Consider the following 23118-nt stretch of genomic DNA (forward strand, 5'->3'; position numbering starts at 1 on the left):
CGTCCACGTTGTTGATCACGGTGTCTCCGTTGCTGTACTTGCCGCCGTCGATGACGGGCAGGTCCAGCGGCTTCTCGCGGAAGCCGTCCAGGTGGTTGGTGGTCTTCACCGTGATGCAGCGCTGGCGCTCGAAGTAGGTGTCGGTGTAGCCCTGGATGAAGATCTGCTGGTCCGCAGCCCCCTTGGCCGAGTCAAGCTCGTCCATGTCCTTCCAGGAGTACAGCTGGAACTGGGTGGGCACTTCGATGCCCATGGCGTAGAGCTGCTCCTCGGTCAGGTAGAAGCTGCCGTCGTCCTGCAGCGGGATGCGGTAGCCGTCAACGGTGCCGGCCACGGTGTTGCCGCCGCTGACGAAGGGCTTGCCGGTCACGGCCTTGGCGTGCAGGTTCGTGGCGGTCTTGCCGTCGGTGATCTGCGCCGCGGTCTTGCCGGTGGTGTACTCCATCTCGAAGCCGGCCAGGGTGGTCTTGGTGTCGTCGGTGTAGTAGGGACGCAGCACCACCTTGCGCGTGGCGTCGGGCTTGGTGCCCGAGGTGGCCAGCTTCATCTGGTCGGGCGAGTAGCCGGTGATGCGGATCTTGCCCACCTTGTCATCGGGGAAGCAGCTGATCAGGCTTGCGTAGATGCGGTAGTTGATGGCGTGGAAGCCGGTGTAGCCGTAGGCCGTGGTCTGCAGCGCGCCGTTGCCCGCCTGGTTCACCGACGGGTTCGTGCGCCAGCTCTCCCACTCCAGCGGGAAGTTGATGTCCACATCGATGTCGTCCAGCTTCGAGATGTTGGTCTCGTTCTCGAAGGTGGCCCAGAAGTTGAAGGTCTTGGCGTAGGGCACCGAAACCTCCGTGCGGTTGCCGTCGGAGGCGTAGGTGATGGAGTCGCCCACGGTGGCGCCGGTATAGTTGGCCTTGTTGCCGTAGCGCACGTAGCTGTGGGTTTCCAGGTAGGGGCGCACCACGGAGAGGGCCGCGCACTTGCGCACGGTGTCGAAGCGGTTCACGCTGGTGGAAGCCACGTCGGCGTCCACCAGGTAGCCCACGTTGCCGTTGGCGTCGGTGCGACCGCCGCGAGTGTCATAGCGGCCCACCTGCTTCAGCGCCAAGCGGGCATGCAGGGTGTTGTCATGCGGGTAGTAGTAGTCGTACCAGTTGCTGGAGCTGTTGGAGCGCGCAATGCTGTACGCGTCGGAGCAGGGGGTGCGGGTGCTGTCGGTGCTGTTCACCAAACGGCCGCCGTAGTTCCAGCTGGGGAGGTTCCAGTGGCTGTCGCCGTGGGTTGCGGTGTTGCCCGTGGAATCGTACCAGTCGGAGTTGCCGGTAGCGGTCACCTTCAGCAGGCTGGCCGCGTCGGCAGCGTCGGAGGCGACGTTGTCGTTGTCGGTCACGCCGTTGTTGGCAGCGCTGGTTCCCAGGCGAGCGGCGGCGCGCCACGAAGGCTCCAGCGACTTGTAGTTGAAGTCCACGCGCTGCAGGTAGCAGTCGTTGATGGTGTACTTCAGCGTGTTGTAGTTGGAAACCGGGGCAGCGCCGAACTTCACGCGCACGTTGTCATCGGAAGCGTCGGAGGCGTTAGCGCCCAGGTCCTGCACGTCGGAGACCAGCAGCTTGTCGGTACCGTCGGCCTTCTCGCCCCACAGGGCGTCGAAGTTCAGCACGTAGCGGCCGTCGGCGTCGGGCACCAGCACGTTGGAGGTGCGCGGCAGGGTGAGGGTCACCTTGCGGCCGTCGGGCTGCAGGAAGATCAGGTCGATGCTGTCCAGGTAGCCCATGGTCTTCAGGGCGCCGGAGATGTCCAGCTGCTTGGTCTTGAAGCCGCGAACCACGCCACGGTTGATGAAGTAGCCGTTGGTGTCCAGGTCGTCCTCGGCGTAGGCGCCGGTGAGCATGGTGCGGGCCTTCATGGACACCGATTCTATAACCAGCGACACCGTGGCCTCGTCGGAGCGGGCGCGGGTGGTGTTGCGCACGCTGAACTCGTAGCCGGTGCCGTCCTGCTTGTTGGCCACGGTTACCTTGGCCTGGTTGGCGGCGTTGGACAGGTCGGCGTTGGTAACGTATTCGGGCGTCTTGCTCCCCTGCACCGCCGTGCCGTCCTGAGTGGTCGCGTTGTTGGCGCCCGTGGGACGGCTGGCCGCGTTCTTGAAGGCCAGCGACGAGGAGACACCGGCGTACTGCGCCACGGTCACTTCCTTGTCGCTCTGACGGTCGATGTTGCCGTAGAAGCTGGACAGCGGGAAGTAGTACATGCTCGACGACATCTTGTGGTCGTAGGACGTGTTCAGGTCGGCGCCCACCTTGGTGTAGGTGCCGTGGGTGCGCACGTCGCCGTAGATGCGGGCCGTGAAGGTGGTGTTGCTACCGGCCTTGGTGGGATCAAGGCCGTCGGCGGGATAGGACTCGTACAGCTCGGCGCTCATGGTCTGGTAGATGGCGCGCAACGTCTCGGGTTCCATGAAGGTCTTGCCCGAAGCGTAGGTCACCGAGGTGCCGGTCACCACGGCGTCGCGCAGCGCCACCACCGGTTGGCCGTCCTCGTCGACGGTGCCGGCGAAGGCCATGGCCAGCGCCTCGATGTCGTCCTTGGCAAGGCCCATGGACAGCATGACCTCGCCCGCGGCGTCGAAGTCCACAGCGCCGGCGGTGGTCTTGGTCAGCAGGTACTCGATCACCTCGTCGGTCAGCTGCACCTTCAGCATGGGGGCGGTACGGGACACCTCGGTGCGGGTAGATCCGTTCACGCGCGACTTCACCACTTCGCCGGTGTTCTTGTCCACCGAGTACTCGTAGGTGACGGAGCTCTCCACCACGGTGTCGAGCGCCTTGTGGGGTACGTAGGTGTCGTAGTCGTAGAACCACAGCGTGGGGATGACGCCGCCGCGGTTGGTCCAGGCGTAGCTCTTGGACGGGTCGATGTTGGCCGGCAGCACCTTGGTGCGGCGGCTGTCGCCCACCAGGTAACGGTAGTAGCCGTCGATCTGCAGCTCCTTGCCGATGAAGCCGCGGGTCTGCGTAGCCAGCTTGTCGTCGCCGGCAGCGAAGCGGGTCATGTTGTTCAGCGCCAGGTCAAGGTAGCCGTCCTCGGCCGTGGAGCGGCTGGCGTTGGTGAGGATGTACTCGAACCATGCCTCCTCCAGCGGGTTGTCGGCCGACCAGCCAGCGTCCTCGGCCGCAGCCTGGGCGTCGCCCTCGCCCCAACGGTAGGGCACGCTGGTCACGGTGTACTTCTGAGTGCCGTCGGCGTTGCGCAGCGGCAGGTGGGTGTCGCGGTCGGTTTCCAGATGGGCCTCGCCGTCAAGCGGGTGGCCGTCCTTGCCGGCATTGCTCACCACGGTGCCCGAAGCATTCAGCGTGCGGCCGCCGTCCCAGTTGAAGTAGGTGGTGATGTCGGGCTCGGCCGTGAGCGGCAGCATCTTGGCGAAGTCGCCGTCCACGGTGCGGCTGGTGGTGTTGCCGTTCCAGCTGTTGGTCTTGTAGTCGGTGGAGAACACGGCGTTCAGGGCCATGGTGGTGGCGCGGGTGGGCGTGCCGTGCACGTCGATGAAGGCGCTCGTGCCGGCGGCCTGGCTGCCCTGGGCCACGTTGGCGGCGAAACCGGGCAGGTGGAACACCACGCGCACCACGTACTGGGTGTTCAGGCAGTTGGTGTAGCCGCTCTCGCCGGGCTTGGGATGGTTGGCGCCGTTCTGGTGCGTGCAGTCGTCGGTGTGCTCGTACCACGCCTCGCAGGGAACCGAAACCACCCAGCGGCCGGCATCGTTCTTCTTCACGTAGTCCGACAGGTACAGCTTCATGGGCTTGTACAGCGGGTCGTTGGGCACGTCCACCACGGTGACGGTCTCGGTGGCGTACGTGTTGTTGCCCTGCAGGCGGCGCACCTGCACGTCGTGGGAGTAGGTGGTGTCGCTGCTGCCCACGGAGTAGATGTCAACGGTGTAGGCGCGCTCGGCCAGCTCGGCGGCCACGATGGCGGCGGCTTCGTCGGCGCTCACGGCATCGTCGCCGCTGGTGAGCTCGGCGGTGCGGTTGGAAATGTAGGCCTGCTTGTCGGCGGCGCTGCGGAAGCCGTCCAGGATGGCCTTGATGTCGGCTTCGGACAGCGCGCTCACTGCGGCGTCGTCGGCGATGGCATGCAGACGGTTGGTCTTGGACTCAAGGCCGTCGGTCTCGAAGGGCCCCATGCCCACCAGGGCGTCGAAGGGCTCGCCGGTGGTGTCGGCCAGCTCGTCCACCTTCTGGGCCAGCATGCTGGACACCAGCTCGTCGTTGAGGAACAGCTCGTTGATCTCGAAGCCGCGCCACTGGCCGTCCACCAGCTCGCCGTAGATAGCCGGGCCGCCGTCGTAGTTGTGCACGCGGTTCTGGTCGGTCCAGGTGCCGATAGTGCCCTTGTCGCCGTCGAACATGGTGGCGGTAGATCCGCCCGAAGCGTACTGGTACTCGTCGGTGGAGGTGTAGGCCTGCCAACCGCTCTTCAGCGTGCCGTTGTTGTTCAGGGCGCTGCGGTCGCCGCCGATGACCACGCGGCTGGAGTCCATGGCGTAGTCGGAGTTGTTGAACAACGTGAAGCGCCAGCCGGAGTTCATAGAGCCCATGAGGGTTTCCAAGATGTAGTCCGGGCTGGTGCCATGGTTGCCCGGAGCGGTCTCGGCCTTCCAGTTGTCGCCAGTCTTGTTGCCGGCGGCATCGCGTACGTCGCTGGAGAACTGCATGTCGGAGCTGTACTGGCCGGCTTCGTCGGCGTACAGGAAGGTTTGGGCCTCCACCTGCGGGCGGATGGGATCGATGCGGGCCACCAGGCGGGCGGCGTCGGTGATGTCCATGCCGTTGCTGCGGGTGACGATGCCGTTGGTGCGGTCCAGCGGGATGTTGCCGTTCAGGTCGCGGGCGGCGTTCCAGGCCACATCGTCCACGGTGGGGTTGACGCCGTTGGTGCCCCACACGCCATTCTTGTGCTCGGCGTCCCACAGGCCGTAGGTGTCGGAGGTGTGGTCCCAGGTGCCGTTGTTCACGGCGTTGTCCAGGTAGCCGGTGGTGTCGTAGCAGGTGGTGAACGTGGAGGACAGGTCGATGTTGGTCTCGGACACGTCCACGGCGCCCAGCACGTCAATGGTGGCGGCGTCTATCTCGTGCACGCCGGCGTTGAAGTGAGCCAGGTCCACCCGGGCGTCCATGAAGTAGCCCTTGTTCCACAGGGTGTTGGGCAACACCAGGTTGCCCGCGGCGTCGTAGGTGGCGCCGGCGGCCACAACCTGATCCAGAGTGTAGACGAAGGTGGTGCTGATATAGGGGTCCACGCCAGCCGTGGGCACGGCCTTCTCGCGCGTGATGACGATGCCATCGGCGCTCTCGACGCGGGTCACCTTTTCAGCGGTGCTGCCGGTTCCCTCCACGGTGACGGTAACGGTGGGACCGGCTGGGTCGGCGTCGGCGTCATCACCGCTTCCGCCCTCGCCCGACTCATCGTCGGCTTCGGGAATGTCGGGTCGGCTGCCCGCCGGGATATTCGCCGTCAGGGTGATGGTCTTCACCGCGTTGCCGGTGCCTTCGCCGTTCACGCGGCTAGCTGCCCAAGAGGGACGATTCGTCCAGGTGGCCGCCTTCAGCAGGCCGGCGGACAGGCGCAGGTACTTGGCGTCGTAGTCGCGCACGGTGTTCTGGTAGTCGTCGGCCTCGTTGTCCGGCACCTTGACGCTGGGCATCACGCCCACGCGGATGTAGCTGTCGTACAGCTCGTAGTCGCGGTCGTACACGTTGGCGTCGCGGTTCCACACGCTCTTGTTGTTGCCGGTGTAGCCGTAGGTGGGACCGGCGATGTTGTAGTTGTTGTTGGACAGGATGGTGGTGGGGTTGGCGTAGTTGGTGTAGGTGAAGCGCCAGCCGGAACCGTAGTAGTCCATCCAGGCCGTGGTGCTGTAGTTCAGATCGCCCGCGGCCAGAGTGCGCAGATTCGCGCTGTTGGTCAGGTCGCCGGAGCTCACGGAATACAACGGCGCGGCGTTGGCGGCGCCAGCGTCGATGAAGTAGCTGTTGGCGCGCACCTTCTGGCTGGACGCCGGCATGTGGGCGTACAGGTTGCCGTAGTCGGTGGTGCGAGTGAGCTCGCCGTAGCGGTTGGCCTGGTAGGTGGCGTGCCCGATGGCCGCCTCTTCCACGTTCAGGCCGCCGTTGCCGCTGTCGTCGCCGTTGGCGGATCCCTTGTACAGCATGTTCCACGAAGGCACGTCGTAGTCGGCACGGAAGTCGGAGGCCAGCTGCACCTTCACGTACTTCCAATCCCACGACTGCACCACGGACGGGCCGTCGTTGCCTTCCCAGCCCTCGTTGTAGCACCAGGTGTCGCGGTACTCGGTGCGCTTGGTCACGTCGGGCGAGTCGGTGGTGTAGCCGAACAGGTCCACGTAGGCGGCGCGGTCGCTGTGCAGGTTCTGGAAGTAGCCGTAGTTGATGAGGATGCCGCACAGATCGCCGCCGTTCCACAGATCGTCGGTGAGCACGGCGTCCTTGTAGCGGGGACGGCCGCTGGCGTCGGTGCCATTGGCCTGGAACAGGTCGGCCACCTCGGCGGCGGTCAGGGTCTTCTTGTGCAGGGTCTTATCGGAGGTGACCAGGCTGCCGTCGCCGGCCAGCACGTTACCAAACTTGTCGGTGGTGGTGCTCAGCGGAGGCGCGCCCAGCACGCTTCCCACCGTGGCCTTGGCGATGGCACCGGCGTCGTACCAGTAGATGGTGATGTTCTCCACCATGTTGTCGTAGCCGGTGATGGCGCCGGCGTCGTTGGTGACCGGCTTCTGGCCCACAGCGAACATGGCGCCGGACAGCGTCAGGCTGGAGGCATGGAAGCCCAGGTTCTGCAGCAGGCCCGGGGCGTCAACGCTGGAGATGGGGCGCATGTCGGAGGGGTTGTTGCCCGGCGACAGCGTCTTCTCCACGTTGCCGATGGCAATGCGTGCGCCGTGGGTCATGGAATAGATGGAGTTGTTGGTGACGAAGGCGCGATAGCCCACCGACTCGCTGCCGAAGTAGGCGCGGGGCTCGGTGTTGAAGCTGGCGTTGCGCGTGTTCACCACGGTGGTGCGCTCGGGGCGCGTGTTCTCGGTCACGGTCAGGTTGCCGGCGATGGTGCCGTTGCTGCCGTAGGACAGACCCGGCGTGTCGTACACGGTGCCGTTGCTGTTCACGTTGGTCAGGTTGATGGCGCTGTTGGCCGCGGCGGCGTCCTTGTAGGAGTACATCTCGATGACCGGGCGCGACGGCGGCAGCACCACGTTCAGGCGGGCGCCGGCCACGGCGGTGTAGGAGGCATTGGCGCCGGCCTTCTGGGCGGTCTTGTCGTTGTAGTGCACCTTGGTGGCCTTGGAGTTCTGCACGAAGGCCTCGCCCATGGGCGCGTCGGCGTTCAGCGGGTAGCTCAGCCACTGCTTCATGCCGGTGGTGGACAGGTAGTAGCTGTTGTTCCAGTTGGTGCGCCAGCTCCAGCCGCGGTTGTCGGCGTACACGTTGTAGGTGGTGGCCTCGGCGTTGTAGTGGGTAGTGCTGTACCACGTGCCGTTGGACCCCTGGTAGCGGTAGGTGAACGCCGTGGTGGGGAACGCGTTGGAGTTCGTGCCGCCGATGTCGTAGAGGTTCGCCACGTTGCCGTTGCCGTCGTAGTTGTCGAAGTTCTTGATGCCTACGTTGGCGCGGGCCGAGGTGCCCACGTAGTTCTTGCTGGTGGCGCTGATGCCCGACGGGGCGTTGTTGAAGTAGTCGAAGTTCAGGCGCACGGCCCCGATGGCGGAACCGCTGCCGTTGGTAGCGTTCTTGATGTCGTCGGCGGTGTTGTTGGTGTTCCACCAATCGGTCACCCAGTCGGTGCGGAAGGTGCCGTAGACGGTCTTGTCCACCCAGCGGTTCGAGCCGTAGCCGTAGAACTCCACGAAAGCGTTCTTCGTGGCGTCGGCGTCCTTGGTCATGCCGCCCTTGAAGTGGTTCAGGTGCATCTGCACGTTGCGGAAGAAGTGACCGCCCCAGGCCGCGCGGTTGATGACGATGTTGCCCTCGGCGCTCACCTTGATGGTGGCGTTGCCATCCTCGTCGATGCCCTTGATGTTCGGGTCGTTGAAGTTCATGGTGCGCGAGTCGCCGCCCTTGTACAGCTCCAAGATCTCGTCGCTGGTGAGGGTGACGGACTTGTCCAGGCTGGCGTCGTTGAACTTCGCCGGGTCGGCATTGGCGTCGTAGGGCCTGAAGTAGATGGTGAAGTCCTTGATGTTGGTGCGAATGGCGTTGGCGTGGGCCAGGTCGGTGGGCGCAAAGACCAGCGACTGCTCCAGCAGCGCCTTGGACAGAACCACGTCGGTGGTGGTGAAGTTCACGTACTCGCCGGACTTCACCAGCTCGTCGGTCTCGATCATGGCGCCGGTTTCGACCTCTTTGATCTCGGTCTTGGGGGTGACGCCGTCTTCCTCGTAGACGATGTTGCCGTTCTCGTCGGTAACCTCCACCTCTTTCTTGACGACCTCGGCCACCTTCTTGCGCACCATGTTCTCCACGAAGGGAATGGGCTCCGTGGCGAAGTAGGCCTTGCGCATGTCGTACTGGTTGACGGCGTTGGGGTTGTCGTTGGTCAGCGTGAAGCGGTAGCCCGAGCCGTCCTCTTCGTAGTAGCTGCCCGTGGTGCCGCCCACGCCGCTGGCGGTCAGAGGCTTGCCGGTTTCCTTCACGCCGGTGGTGGCGTTTAGCGCCCAGCTGGTGTTGCCGCCGGGGTTCTCGGAGCGCATGAACGTTTCCACGGACACGCCCTCGTTCACGTTGTAGGGGCGTCCGTAGATGTAGCTGGTCACGGTACCGGCCGAGGCCACGTTGCCGCCCACCCACATATCCTGGTAGTTGGCAACCTGGCGCTCCATCTGAGGCATGTAGCGCTTGTCGTAGCTGCTTTCGGGAAGCTTCTTGTCATACACCGGCGGCGTGTAGCCGTCCACGGAGGACACGTACTTCACGAAGTCGCCCACGCGGGTGTAGCCGCTGGTCCAGGTACGGCCGTTGTAGTCCGCCGTGCCGTTGGGCCAGGAGTTGCACCAGGTGCCGTAGGCGTAGTTCGCGCGATTGGTGCCGTAGGGCCAGGTAGGCTCGTTCTTGGAGTAGTGGTAGCCCTCTTCGGGATAGGTGCAGCCGAACCAGGCGTTCAGCGGCATGTCGCGCACGTCGGTGGCCTCGCCCCACACATCCACGAAGGCGCTGCCGTCGACGGAGCCGTCGGAATCCACGCCCAGGTTCACGCCTATACGGTTGAAGCGCACCACGGCGTTGGTGAAGTAGCCCTGGCCCCACGCGGTCCAGGGAATGACCACCGCGCCGTTGAGCTGGCGGTAGGCCTGCACGTCGGAGGCGCTCAGGGTGATGCGCTCCGGTACGGGGATTTGAGCCAAAGGCAGGCTGGATCCGGCTGCCGGGCGGGGGAAGTAGGTGATCTCGATTTCCTTGATGTCGGCACCGGCCACCAAGTCGGGGGACAGCATCAGTCGCTTGGTCTGGAAGCCGCGCACGGCGTTCTCGTAGATCTCAACCTCTTCGTCGGTGGGAACCATGGGCACCGCCGAGTAGGCCACGCTGCCGCCAGGCAACGTATGGCTGGGATTGTAGCTGCCGTCCTCGTAGGTGTAGTCCTTGGTATCGTAATCGGCCACGATGGTGCCATCGGCCAGCGTGAGCGTCTTTTCGGCGGTACGGGATTTCGTGCCGATGCGCAGCTCGCTCTCGAACATGAGGCGGCCGGAGTTGCCCAGCTGGAAACGGTAGGCCGCGCCGTCCTCGCCCCAGAAGGCCTTGGCCCCAGCGCCGTCCAGGCCGGCGGGGTTGACGGCCCCGGCAGATTCGACGTCGGACTTGTCGGGATCGAAGTAGGCCGTGGCGTTCAGGCGCACCACCGGCTTGCCGGCGATGGCGTACAGGTTCGCCTTGTCCTCGGACACGGTCATCTCGCCGGACACCGGATCCAGGCTCTGGTTGATCACCACGCGCTTGGCCACGCCGTGGTCGATGACGGTCTTGGTGATCTGGCCGCCGCCGTTTTTGATCAGACGGCTGTCGGACCAGCTCTGCTTCGGCAGAATGGCCTGCAGGCGGCTGGTCAGCTCGATCACGTCGTAGTAGTTGGACACGTAGGCCTTGAAGCCACGGTAGTGGATGTCGGTCCAACGGCCAGCGCCGGTGCAGCCCCAGGAGTGGTCGGTGCCGTAGTGAGCCAGGTCGTACTCGTCCTTCTCGGGCCACAGGTCCGAAGACTCGCCGTAGTAGGGGTCGGTGGCGTTGGTCACGCGGCACGAGTCGATGGAGTAGCCGAACAGGTCAACGTAGGCGTCGTCCTCTTCGGTCAGGTTCGCCGGCACGTTGTTCAGACGGAACTCTATATAGTAGATGTCCACGTTGTTGTCGGCCAGGCCGTCGATGATGTCGCTCGGCTTCAGAATGACGTCGGAGCCGTCGCCCATGCCGTCGCTGCCCAGCTTGCCGGAATCCACCAGGTCCTGCCACTTGAGCACCGAGGTGAAGCCGCTCACCTGCAAGGCGCCGCTGACCACGTTCACGGTCTGGTGGCCCGCATCGCCCAGCGCCGGGTTGTAGGGCAGGTATTTCACCTTCACCGAGGCGATGTCGGCGTTCTGCAGGAAGCCGGCGGACAGGGTGATGTCGTTCATGTGGAAGCCCAGGTTCTGCTTCAGGGCGCGGCCGGGCATGGACCCGTTGCTGAGGGTCTGCTTGTCCCAGCGCGGCTTCAGGTCGCCCAGGGTGAACAGGGCGCCGGAGCTCATGGGATAGTTGGACTTGTTGGTCACCCAGGCGCGGTAACCGGAGTTCTCCTCCAGGCGGTAGGCCACAGGCGCCTCGCCCTGGCCTTGCACGTTCAGCCCGATCTCGTCGTTGACGATGGAGTAGTTGTCCATCATCTCGCGAAGCTCCTGAGGCGTGGAGGGATACTGCCCCCAGTACTCCGAGGGGCTTGCCATCTCCTCTTCGTAGGTGGCCGACTTCACGTCCAGGGTGTCGTAGTTCACGTGGCGGATGGTGGAGCGCGTGATGGCGGAGGAGTTGGGGGCGGTGGCCCCTTCCTCGTAGCCGTAGGCGCCGATGTTGGTCTGCGGGCGGATGGGGGCGAACAGCGAGTTCAGCTTCACCGAGCTGGTCCAGCTGCGGGTCCAGTCCTCGATGGCCTGCTTGGTCTTGAACTTCGCGTCCAGCTGGTTCACGTCGTGGTTGGTGGTTCGGCCCCACAGCTCGATGTAGGCGCCCGTCTCCTGGGACAGCCAGTTGCTGTAGTGGGAGTAGTCGAACACCACCTGGGACACGTAGCCGTCGGTGGTGGTGCCGTCGTCGTTGGTGATGCGCCAGGCGGACCAGTCGATGGACACGTTGCCGTCGGCGTCCACTTCCACCACTTCGCGAACCTTGTTGCCTTCCTTGTCCAGCACGGCGGCCGCAGCCCAGGCCGGCTTCGTGGTCACCGGCTTGCTGGTGTCGATCTTGCCGTTGGCATCGATCTCGAACCCGTAGAGCCACTCGAACAGGTCGGTGATGTCCAGGACGCGCTTCTGCGCATCACCGTTGGTAACCAGCGGCGGGAATGCCGACTTGTCCAGGCCGGGCAAGTCGGACTGGTTGGCAATATCGATGGGGAAGTACTCGATGTAGGCGCGGCCCACGGTGCCGGCATGGCTGGACACACGATAGTCCTTACCGTTGGCGTCCTGCTTCACCGTATAACTGGTGGAATTGTCGCCGGCATTGGCCCCGGTCTTACTGTAGGTGGGGCTGATGTAGGTCTGGCGGGTAAAGTTCACCTGCTCAGTCTGGAAACCCACGATATGCCACGGCTGCGAACTCAAAGCAGAACCGGTCAGCCACGAGTCGGACCCCATGAGGTCGGTGCGCTCGTCCTGAATGAACTCCATGTTCACCGGGCCGACGGTCATGGTACCGCCCAGGCTCATGGCGTACTTCGTGTTGTTGTTCATGAATACACGGTAAGCCGAGTTGTAGTCGTAGTAGGCGTTCTGCGACGGAACCTTGTTGGAACTGTTGATGATGGTCTGGTCGTAACCCATGGAGGAGGCTGTGCGGATGCCGAAGACATTCTGCTTCTCGAAGCCCAGGTTGGGGTCGTAGGGCACCGTGGGCACCTTCTGGGTAGCATTCAGGTCGGCCAGGGCCTGCACGTCGGGCGAGCCGTTGGCCGGGTACGGAACCGCATCCACCACGCCTTCGGAATCAACGTAGTCGTTCCACTTGCGCTTGGCGAAGTTGGTGGAGAACACCGCACCTACGTGCATCTCGTCTTGGTTCACGCAGGTGCCGTACAGGTCGATGAATGCGTCGTCTTCCTGGGTCAACCCCGCGCCGAAGTTCAGGAACTCCTGGTTGAAGCCCACCAGATACTTGGTGGTGCTACCGGCGTTGGAGGACCACTGGGAGCAAGCAGCCAAGTCTACCACCAGATAAGGCTCGCCGTCGTCGCCCACAGCCACCTTGATGCCGGCTGCAGCCACCTGGGAGGCAACGCTGCCGGGGTCGGCCACGTAGGGCTTCGGGAAGTCTTCCAGCTTCGGCTCGGGGACGCTGTAGCTGGGGTCCTGCTGCTTATTCATACGCCACTCGTAGAGCGCGTCCTCGTACTCCTCAACCCGGTAGTCCTCGTCCTTATCCCAGTAGATGGTCTCACCGCTGTAGCTTACCAGGGCCGCGCGGAACAGGTAACCGGGCACCGTGAGGGTCTTCACGGTGTAGTCGCTCTTCAGCTGCGTGCTGTTGGCCGGATCCTTCACCGGGTTGCCGTTCGCGTCCAGCTGCACGTCGTAGTACTTGAGCACCAGGTTGTCCACCTTGCCGCCCTTGACCACCTTCTCCTCAAGCGGGTTGCCGGCGTCGTCGGTGGCCTGAACCATTTTCACCGAACCGTCGGGGTTCAGCACCAGGTTGCCGTTCTCGTCCACCTGCTCCACCATGACCGGCTCCATGGTGTACTGCCACAGAGCCGGGCTCATGATGATATGGCTGGCGTCGAAGTCGGTGCGGCCGTCCTTCTGGAAGGGAACCAGCTTGTCCTTGGTGGGGATGGCGATGTTCTCCTTGTCGGCGCTGGACTCGCTGTCCTGCTCCGCCTTGGACAGCAGCTGCTGGCCCACCATGATCACGGCCTTGCCTACCTGGTATTCCGTGGGGTTGGACACCACGGTGCGCCAGCCGGTGCCCGGGTCGCCGATGTAGCCCTCGAACAGCTTGTCAGTGCCGTCGTCGTTCTTCTCGATCAGCGGACGGCCGGAGGGATCGGTCTTGATGGTGCCATCATCTTCGCGCTCGTATTCCCAGTTGCCGGTGAGGGCGGTGGGATCGCCGTAGTACTCGCTCTCGCGCATGCCGGTGGTGGTCACCTGCAGGGCGTAGGGGGCCTTGCGGGAAGTGAAGCTAGCCGTGGCCTTGGCCGTGGCGTTGCGGGAGCGGTGCTCGGCGCCGTACTTCTCGTAGTTCGTGGTGAAGGTGCCGGTCAGCTCCATGGTGTCCACTTCGTGGGGCGTACCCTGCACTTCCACGTACATGCGGTCGGAAGAGGAAATCTCCTGGCGTCCCACAAACTCGTCGAAGTTGATGGTCATATTGATAAAGTAACCCTTCAGCCAGTCCTGGGGCACCAGGGTCACGCCGTTGGGATAGCTGGTCACGGTGCCATCGTCGTTGGTATGGGTGACCGTTTCGGCACGCTTGGCCAGCAGCTCTTTCAGGGCGTCGCCGCTATAGACGGCGGTACGGCGCTCGAAGGCCGGCTTCAGCGGATCGGTGGAGGTGTTCAGGCTGTAGACGATTTCTATGCTGGAAATCTTGGAGTTGTCCAGCAGGTCCTGGGAGATGCCCACCTTGTCCACCTCGAAGCCCTCGCTCTCGGCGGCGCCGTACATGTTGGACAGCGAGAAGGAGGCGGGCTCCATCTTCGAGTAGTTGGTGTTGTTCAGCTGGAAGCGCCAGCCCGCGCCGGAGCGCTCCATGATGGGCTGACGACGCGCATCGGTTGAGCTGATGGCGAAGCGATCGCCGTACAACGACGTAGCCATGGCGATGGCCGTGGCAGTAACGGTGGGGGTAGGCTTGATAGCACGGTTGAAGCCGGCGATGGAGGCTTCGGAGTACTCGGAGTTAGTCATGTAGTGCTCGGTCACGCTGTTCCACGTACGGGTACCAGACACGAGAGTGGCCGTGTTGCGGTAATCGGCCAGGGGCAGCGTCATGGAGCCGTTCACGCGCACCGTCACCGGCAGCTCGGCGCCCTCGTCCAAGGGGCTCTTCATGACGATGCGAATGTTGCCGTTGAAGCGGTAGGAGGCGTCGTTCTCTTCGTCGCCGCTGTTCTGCACGATGCCCGGCACGGGGCTGATGCCGCGCTGTTCCAGCTGGTAAGCGATGGACGGCGTACCGATGATGCCGTTCTCGTCGACGCCGTCCTTGGTGGTGCCGCCCATGCGGTAGGTATGGGTGTACACGTCGTGGTAGATCTTGTTGCCGTCCTTGTCCACGGCGTCTTCCATGACGGGAGTAAGGCCGTCTTCCTCGTACACGAGAGAGCCGTTCTCGTCCTTCTTCTGGACGCGGACCACCTCGCTCACCGGACCGGTCATGCCCACGTAGGAGGGAACTCCCGCGTTCACCCAGTAGTAGGTATCCTCGGGCTCCTCGCCGTCCTCGCCGTCGCCTTCCTGCTGACCGGGCTGAGTCACCTGGAGCTGCATGATGTTGCCGGTCTTCTGGTTGCCATCCTTCAGGTCGTCCGTGAAGTCTTCCTGGCGCACGTCGAACCACTCTCTCAGAGCGGTTTCGGCATCGCTGCTCTCGCTCTTCACCTCAAGCTCTATGTTGTACAAGTAGAAGTAGTTCGGCAATGTATCTTGAATCTCGGGGCCGGCCGTGTTGGAATCGGCGTTCTGACCGTACAGAGGCATGTTGCCACGAGTTTTGATGTTCTGGATGACGTAGGTGACCGGGTAACCCACGTAAGAGAAGTTCGTGGAGCCCACCAGCAGACCTCCGTCGGTGCGAGGCACGGTCTGGCCGGTGGCGGTGGTCTGGTAGGTTTCCAGGGCCTGCTTCTCGGCCTCGGCCTCGGCCTTGGGGATGCCGAAGCGGCTGGCGAAGGGGCTGGTGTTATCGGACCAGGTGTAGTCCTTGCCCTTGCCCAGCTTACCGAAGCTGATGGTGGTCAGCGGGTCCAGCGTGACGTAGTAGCCCTCGCCCTCCGAACCGCTGGTCATGGTGATGTTGGTGGTGTACGGAATGGCGATGATGTAGCTGAAGTGGTCGCGGGCCACCTTGCCCAGCGGCGTGATCTCGCCGGTAATGGGATCGGTTTCGGGGATGAGGCGGTTCTCGGGGAACAGGCGGCCGCTCTTCGAGTTTGCGCCCAGGTAGCCGTAGTGACCGTCGGTAGCGTTGGTGAAGTTCTCGTCCTCCATCATGAAGTTGACCATACCGGACTGGCCGTTAGTCTGATAGGGGATGGACACCGTCTCGATGATGGGGTTGCCGTCAGCGTCCTTCTCGGACTCCACGATGGGCCATTTTGCGTCCTGCGTGGTGTCAATTTCCAGATGGTAGTCGCCGGTCGGCACGGTCTCGCCCGCGTCGTTTACTATGGTGTTGGCCACGAACTCCTTGGGGCGCATGTAGGAGCGGTGCATGATGGAGTCCAGGTTGCTGAACGTGCACATGTCCAGCTCGGCGTAGTCCTTGTCCTGCCAGTCGGTGGTGTTGTAGATGAGCACGCCGCCCTGGTTGGGAACGCCCTGGTACTTCACCGAGGTGGTGCCGTCGGGGCCTGCGGGAGCACTGCCGCCGTCGTCGTAGTACTTGCCGTTGTGGATGGGGTCGGCGATGTTGTTGGGGTCGTGGTACCAGGCCTCCAGGTCTTTGGGGATGATGCCCTGGCTGTTGTTCTCTGCCGTGTTGAACACGTTCATGAAGTACTCCAGGAAGTCGATTTCCGACGTACCCGTGGAAATGTTCTTGGTGTCCACACGGTAGACCATGTAGTTGTAGCGGTCGTACATAACGTTGTTGGAAATCTTGGTGTAGGTGGATTCCCAACGCAGGTTGGTCTTAAGCACCTTGATCTCGCGGACCGAGCCGTTGTAGCCCACGCCCACCTTGGCATCCAGCACGTTGCCGCGGCCGCCGGCCGGGTAGTAGTACTTGCCGCCCTGGCTCATGATGTGGGCAGTACCGCCCACCTGCAGCGTACCGCCGGAGTTCTCGGGGATGTTGCCCAGCACCGACAGCGTGAAGTTCGGGTAGTGGGCGGTAAGGCCCTGGATGTCCATGCGCTCCAGGTAGCCGGTAGCGGTGCTGGAATCCAGGCGGCCGTGCCACACGAAGTGGATGGTGCCGGTAATGCCGTTCTTGAAGTTCAAGGTGGGCTGGCCGGCCTCGGCGGCGATCTTCTGCATCTCCGCGTCGTTGTAGCCGTTCTCGATGAGCGCATCCAGCGAAATCAGCTTGTTGTCCTTGTAGGACTGGTAATACACCGACCAGTTGCCGGTCAGCTGCTTGGCCGTGGTGCCGAAGTTGATGCCGTAAGCGGGGCACTTGCTCGGATTGAGCGCGGAGCCGTCTTCCGCATAGCCGCCGCTGTTGGAAACCCAGGTATCGTAGTCGTAGGTGGACTCCAGGCCGCCCTGCTCGGTGGTGTACATGAAGGGAACGTTTAGGATCAGCGACGTGCTCATGGCCTTGTAGCCATCGAAGTCCTTCTGGGCGTTGTACTCGATGATCTTGTCGTACTCATCGGTGGCCGTGGTGGTGTAGTGGTCCGTACCCTCCGCGTAGGCGATGGCCGAGGCGGCGTCGGGGAACCCGCCCGCGCCAGGGACGAAGTTGCCGGAGTCGTCGTAGCTGCCGTACCACGAATCACCGTACAGGCTGTAGCCGCCGAAGAAGCCCAACGTGCCCCTGGTACCGATCTGCAGCGTGAACTGAGGAGTCATGGCGTCGTTGATGAGGAAGGTATTGTTACCCAAGTCCGAGGTGTAGCCCGACGTGAACTGCAGGGACGGGTTGAAGTGGCGCTCGGTCAGGGTGGCGCCTGCCGTGCCGTTCGGAGCCATGGCATAAGTGCTGATGCCCGTCGAGCGAGCGAACAGCACGTTGCCGTAGGCCAACGATGCCTGCAGCGGGTCGACGCCGCCGAAGTCCACGGTGCCGTCGACGAGACTTTCCGCAGAGCTAATGCCCAGCTCGTCCACCAAATCCTGGCTGGCGTCCACTCCCTGCTGGCCCAGCACGCCGGCCCCCTGCTTGCTGGGGTCGATGCCGTCGGCGGGCTTGGAGCCCAGGATGTTCTGCACGATGTCGCCGTTGCCCTCGGGCAGCGTGGGCGCGGGGACGGTATCCTCGGGCTGGGTGGCGTCCGGGGTGTCGGCGTTGCTCGGATCGTTGGTGCCGGGCTCGGGCGTTTCCGGCTCGGTGGTATCTCCGCCCTGCTCCGGCTCGTCGCTGGGGTTGCTGTCGGAGGGCTCGTTCTCGGTCGCCTCCTGGAACGCCACGGTCTGGTCGGGCAGCGCCAGCGGGATCTGGAAGGTCTCCTCGTCGTAGTTGGCGCTGTTGGTGGGCGCGCGGCGGGCGGCGGCGATGCCGGCCACGGTCTGGGCGCGGTAGTTGTCGGCGGTCTCGGATGCTTCGGCGGCCTGGGACACGGCGCGGTCGCTTGCGGTCTGGGCGTCCACGGAGCTGAACAGCTTCGCCTTGCCGTTCACCGTCACCTGCATGGACAACACCGTTTCGGCGAACTTCACCGCGTCGTCGTCGCTGGCCAGGCTGTTCCCGCTATAGGGGACGGCCACGTAGAAGACGCGCTGGTTGCGGGCGCCTTCGGTATTGGTGGCGTCTTCGCTGTCGTCGCTCGCGTTCAGGGTACGGGCAGATTCGGCCACGTCGTTGCCGTCAGCGTCCTTGGTAAGGTCGATGGCGGCCTCGCCGATGCCGGGAGCGGTTTCGCTCGCCACCACCGGGGTACCGAAGGCTTCCAGGGCGCTCAGATCGGCCGGATCGGATTCGGCCAGCTGGGCGCGCTGCTCCAGGGTAAGGGAGGTGACGTCCATCACGCGGATGTCCTGAGCGGTCAGGCCGCCCTCGTCCTTGAAGTTGGGCAGGTCGGCGAAGCGCAGACCGTAGCCCTCTTCCACGAAAGAGCCCTGGGTGGGCGTCACGGTAACCAGGAAGGCGGCGAATCCGGCCTGAGCAGCCAGGCCCGTGCGGTTCATGATGGGGGTACCCACGGGAGTCACGGAAGCTTCCGCCTGGATGTCGTCGATGGCGTTCTCCAGCCACACGCGGGCGACGTCTTCCTCTTCCAGCTGGTAGGCCACGGCGTCGGCCACCTTGTCGTCCTTGTCGCGACCGGGGGTGAGGCTGCACACCGTGTAACCTGCGGTGATAGCCAGCGGATGGTACGCCGGGATGTTGCCCTGCAGGCCCGCCTGCAGCTGCGGCAGCTCGGCATCGGCGGCAAGGCGACCGCGGGTTTCCTTCACAGTTACGCCGTGCTCGTCCTGGGCGCCTTCATAGCGGAACACGATGGTGCCGGAAAGACCCGCCTGCAGATCGCCCTTGGTGCGCTTCTGGTACTTGCCGTCGTGCTCGGTCCACACGGTCCAACCTGCGGGGATGTCGCTTGCGGACAGCGTGGCGCGCATGCCCTGGATCGACTCGTCCACGTCGGCGGTCTCAAGCTTCCACTCTTCCTCGGACAGCGTCTCCACCAGGTTGCCTTCGGCGTCGACGTACAGGAAGGGAGCGGTGAAGGTAAGGGCCACCACGTCGGTGGACTCCATGCCGCCCAGGTAGCCGCCGTCCAGCAGCTGCGCCGACAGGTTGCCGAAGTCAGCGTTCACGTTCACGCTGGTGATGGGCAGGCGGTAGTCGGTGTCGTTGGCTACGGCGCGCTCGGCAGCATCGTAGCGGTCGTCGGCGTCCTGGGCCACCAGCTTGCCGTTGGCGTCGGTGGCAGCCACGTGGAAGCTGCCATCGCTGGCCAGCAGGGCGCCGGAGGTGCGCAGGTTCAGCTGCAGGGCGTCGGCCAGGGCCTCGGCCAGGTCGTCCTCAGAGGTGTTGGCCAGGTTCTTCAGCTTGGCCTCGGCCTCGGGGGCGTCCTTGGCCAGCTCGTCGGAGATCTTGGGGAGCACCTCGTCGGCCTCCACCAGGTTCTCCGGCAGGTAGGCGGCCAGGGCGTCGGCGCGGGGGTCGGTGGGCTCGTCCTCAGCCGGGTCGTCGGCCTCCGGGTCCTCCGTGTCCGCCTCGTCGCCCGGATCGGCGCCGTCAGGGTCGTCGGTCACAGCCGAGTCGTCGGTTTCATCAGGGTTTTCGCCATTTTCGGGGGTGGTGTCGTCGGTGTCGGCGTTGGCGTCGGCGTCGTTCTGGTTGTCACCTTGCTCGTCATCCTGCGAGGCGGACGGAGCAGGCACGTTGGCGTTCGGGCCCAGAATCATCTCGCGGGCCTCGGCGATGGAGACCTCGTTCCAGGTCATCAGGCACAGCGAGAAGGCCAGGGTCACGCAGACGAACTTCTGCAGCAGCGAGGTGCGGTCGGCCAGGGTCTTGCCGGTGTAAGCCACGGCCTGCTGCTGGCCCACCAGGTTCTTCAGCGCGTCGTCGTCGATCACTGCGGGGCGGCTGGCCTCAACGGCCGCCTCGGGAGCCTTGGGAGCCTCGTCGCAAAGCGGCTCCTTCGTGCTGGCGGCAGCCGAGACAGCGTCGTCCGAAAGGGCTGCGACGCTGTTGGCCTCGTCGTCGGCGCCTACCGCGGCGCTCGTAGCAACAGCTTCGGCTTCGTCGGACGGCTCGTCCGAAGCGGCCCCATCGGGCGCAGCCGCGCGCTCGCGCGTATAAAAAATAGGGGCAACCTCATCATCGCAACCAAAATCGCTGGTCAGGTCAGCGTTTTCGGCATCATTTTCAGCATCGTCATTGACGGCCGGAGCGGAGGCCGTAGAAACCACGAATGCCGAGCGGTTAGGCTCGGCTTCAGCAGTGCAGGATATGTTGGCGCAGGCTTCGGTTTCGGGTACCTCGATTCGCAGATCCTCGAGCTCCGCGACTTCAACCGATACGCGGTTTGCAGCTTCTTCGGATGCGGCAGCTGCTGCCTCACCCGCAGAAAGCTGCACCTCTTTCTGCTTCTTCCGTTTCCTGAGCCAACCAAGGTCCATGTTTCTCAACCTCACGTCTCTCGCCGTCCCCGCCTCTGCCAGCCCGCTCCGGCGGCAGAGCTTCAACGACTTTTGCCTGACTTTTCCAGTGCGGCTATTCGGACAGAGCACCGAAAGCAGCACTAAAACCCCTCCTTACGTAAGCCAAACCATTGTAACCATACCGATACCTGATATCAACCTATTTGGCACCTTTTATTCACTCTTTTTCGCCATGCGTATAGGCTGTTTGTTTAGGTGTTTTGTCAACTTGAGGCTCCAGATTTCCCCGCTTTTCAGGTTATGGTTTTCCACGTTGCAAACTCATGGTTCACAATCACGTTCAGCACATGCTTTCAGCCCGTACCAAAGCTCCTGCATTCCCCAACCCTACAGCAGCAGTAGACATTTGCACCCGCCAAGCCGCAGCATTCGCACCCCCTCGCCTAGCCGCGCCTTTCGAACGCATGGAGGCGCAACCGGTTCCGCGCGGGGCAATGTGCACTTGCCGAATAAAGCGGCTTCGTCTATAGTGCTTCGTTACGCGCTAGCGCTTCTTCGCGCGCCCGGGTGGCGGAATGGCAGACGCGTCGGTCTCAAAAACCGATACCGCAAGGTGTGTGGGTTCGAGTCCCACTCCGGGTACCACCGAAATTAGGCTCCCTTCGGGGAGCTTCTTCTTTTTCAGCACCCCCAGCCACGGGACACCCGGCCTCCTGCCCGGCGTCTCCCCGCCGACTGCAGCTCGCCCGGCACCGTCATGCCATCATCCCCGTCCCCCTGACATGCGCACGACATGCCATCACCCCCGTCGCCGCGTCCCCCCGACATGCGCACGACATGCGCATCACCCCCGTCGCCGCGGCACCCGGCGTCTCCCCGCCGACTGCAGCGCGCCCGGCACCGTCATGCCATCATCCCCGTCCCCCTGACATAGGCTAAATATGAGTATTCGAATCGAAATGGATGCACCAGCCCGAAACTACGGCTTGATTTGTTGCGCAACATACTACAATGCACACGTACGCTCTCATCCAGCTAAGCCCGCGCGACGCAGGAATGCGCCACGAGAGCCCAATCAGCCCGCAGGCGGAACGCGCCTGGCCGGCACTGACCTGTTGGACTAACGCAAAGCGAAGGACCCTGCCATGACAGCCAACTCGCAGGCGAAGCTGAAGCTCCTACGCATCACGCAGATGCTGCAAGACGAAACAGACGCCACCCAGGGCCTCTCCATGAGCGATATCATCCAGCGCCTGAACGAGCAGGGGATCCAGGCAGAGCGCAAAAGCGTCTACCGCGACCTTGACCTTCTGCGGCAGTTCGGACTGGACGTGAGAACCTTCCAGCGCAACCCCGTGCAGTACGCCATCGTGAAGCGCAGCTTCTCGCTACCCGAGCTGAAGATCCTGGTAGACACCGTACAGGCCTGCCCGTTCGTCACGCAGCGCCAGGCCGACGCGCTCGTGCGCACCATCCGCGAGATGGCCTCTCCGTCGCAGCGCAGCCAACTTGCGCGGCCGGTGCACGTAAGCAACCGCGTGCGCCAGAAAAGCGAGAGCGTGCTGGGCAACGTCGACCTTGCGCATAGGGCGCTCGCCGCGAAAAGCCAGGTGACGTTCGACTACGCAGCCCCGTCGCCCGAAGGCGGGGCGGAAACCGCAGGCGAGTCGACGTCTCACACCCACACGCCCGTGGCCATCGCATACGCCGAGGGCACCTACCACCTCGCCTGCTGGAACGAAGCCGATGAGCGCTTCGACACCTTCCGCATGGACCGCATGGAGAATCTCGAAATATCCGAGCGGCCCGCCGTGCGCAGCGACGCTATCCGCAGCTTCTCCTTCGACAGCTAAGCGACGAACTCCCCCTCCTGGATGACCAACGTGTCGTCCAGATACAGCGTGGGCTTCAGGATGATGCCGTCGTAGTGGCAGTCCGCATGGGTTACCCCGCCGAACGAGGCGTTGGTGCCGAAGGCCAGGTGCACGGTACCGTAGAGCTTCTCGTCCTCAAGGATGATGCCGGAAAGCTTCGCCTGCTCGTTGGTGCCGATGCCCAGCTCGGCGATGGTTCCGTTCTCCGGCTTTGCGAACAGCACCTGCAAGCGCTCGGCGTAGGGGCCCAGGTTGTCGCCGCCTTCGACGGACATCAGCCGACCTGCCTCGACCGTGAGCGTAAGCGGGCAGCCCGGCGTGAGCGCGCCGATGCCCACCATGGAGCCGTCTACCACCATGGTACCGTGCGCGCCGTCCTCAACAGGGGCGATGTAAGCTTCTCCGGAAGGAAAGTTGCCCGAAGCGCCCGGGGTCCGATACACCCCGGGGCTGGCCACGCCCGGGCGCCCGGCCAGCGAGAGCACCATCTCGTGGCCGTCCTTCAGGATACGCGCCGTACTCGCTTCCGTCAGCATGGCCGACACCGCCGCCGTTCGCGCCTCCACCTGGGAGTAGTCAGCGCAGGACGCTCCCTCGCGCAGCATGTCCATGGTCACGCCGGGCATGGTGACCACCCGCGTTCCCTGGGCCGCGGCGTTGATGCGGGCCTGCGTATGGGTGATGGACTTGCTGGTGGGACACAGGGCCACGTCGGCCGCAGCCATGGCGACAGCCACCACGGCCGGAGGCTCCTGGCCGGCCACCTTGCCTTCGGGCATGATGATCAGCTGCACGTCGTGGCCCATGGCCTCCGCCGCATCGTAGAACAGCTTGCCCACTTCCCGCGTGATGTCGTCGGCCACCACTAGCAGCGACTCCTCCGGCTTAAGCGCCAGATTCACTGCAATAATCTGCCGCGCCCGCGCCAGCAATCCCTGATCCATTGTCGCGTCCTCCTCCGCAGCGCCGCCAGACGGCGCCTTCCTGTGTTGCTTTCCGCACGATCGCCTGCGCGCACCGCAGCGCCTCGTGCGCCCCATGCGCCTTGCG

The 23118-nt window shown here is 64.0% G+C and carries 3 protein-coding genes and 1 tRNA gene (1 of these 4 cut by a window edge); 2 read left to right on the plus strand and 2 right to left on the minus strand.

Annotated features, from left to right (window positions below):
• Positions 1–20170 carry the beginning of a hypothetical protein gene (locus NFR41_RS04205; RefSeq protein ID WP_251230833.1) on the minus strand. It extends 52292 nt beyond the left edge of the window, so the window shows 20170 of its 72462 coding nt (coding positions 1–20170); the start codon lies at positions 20168–20170; the stop codon falls past the left edge of the window.
• A 585-nt stretch (positions 20171–20755) separates the two neighbouring features.
• Here NFR41_RS04205 and NFR41_RS04210 point away from each other — a divergent pair.
• Both NFR41_RS04210 and NFR41_RS04215 read left to right on the plus strand, forming a co-directional pair.
• Positions 20756–20839 (plus strand) — tRNA-Leu (locus NFR41_RS04210).
• 500 nt (positions 20840–21339) lie between these two features.
• Positions 21340–22047: a helix-turn-helix transcriptional regulator gene (locus tag NFR41_RS04215; RefSeq protein WP_251230834.1), complete on the plus strand. Its 708-nt coding sequence runs from the start codon at positions 21340–21342 to the stop codon at positions 22045–22047.
• On the opposite strand, the gene NFR41_RS04220 is transcribed toward NFR41_RS04215, so the two are convergent.
• The gene (locus NFR41_RS04220) at positions 22044–23012 is read right to left on the minus strand and encodes an aminopeptidase (RefSeq protein ID WP_251230835.1); all 969 of its coding nucleotides are present in this window, start codon (positions 23010–23012) and stop codon (positions 22044–22046) included. The genes NFR41_RS04215 and NFR41_RS04220 overlap by 4 nt on opposite strands.
• Positions 23013–23118: the final 106 nt, after the last annotated feature.

The sequence above is a fragment of the Adlercreutzia aquisgranensis genome (genome assembly GCF_943193145.1).
Lineage (GTDB): Bacteria > Actinomycetota > Coriobacteriia > Coriobacteriales > Eggerthellaceae > Xiamenia > Xiamenia aquisgranensis.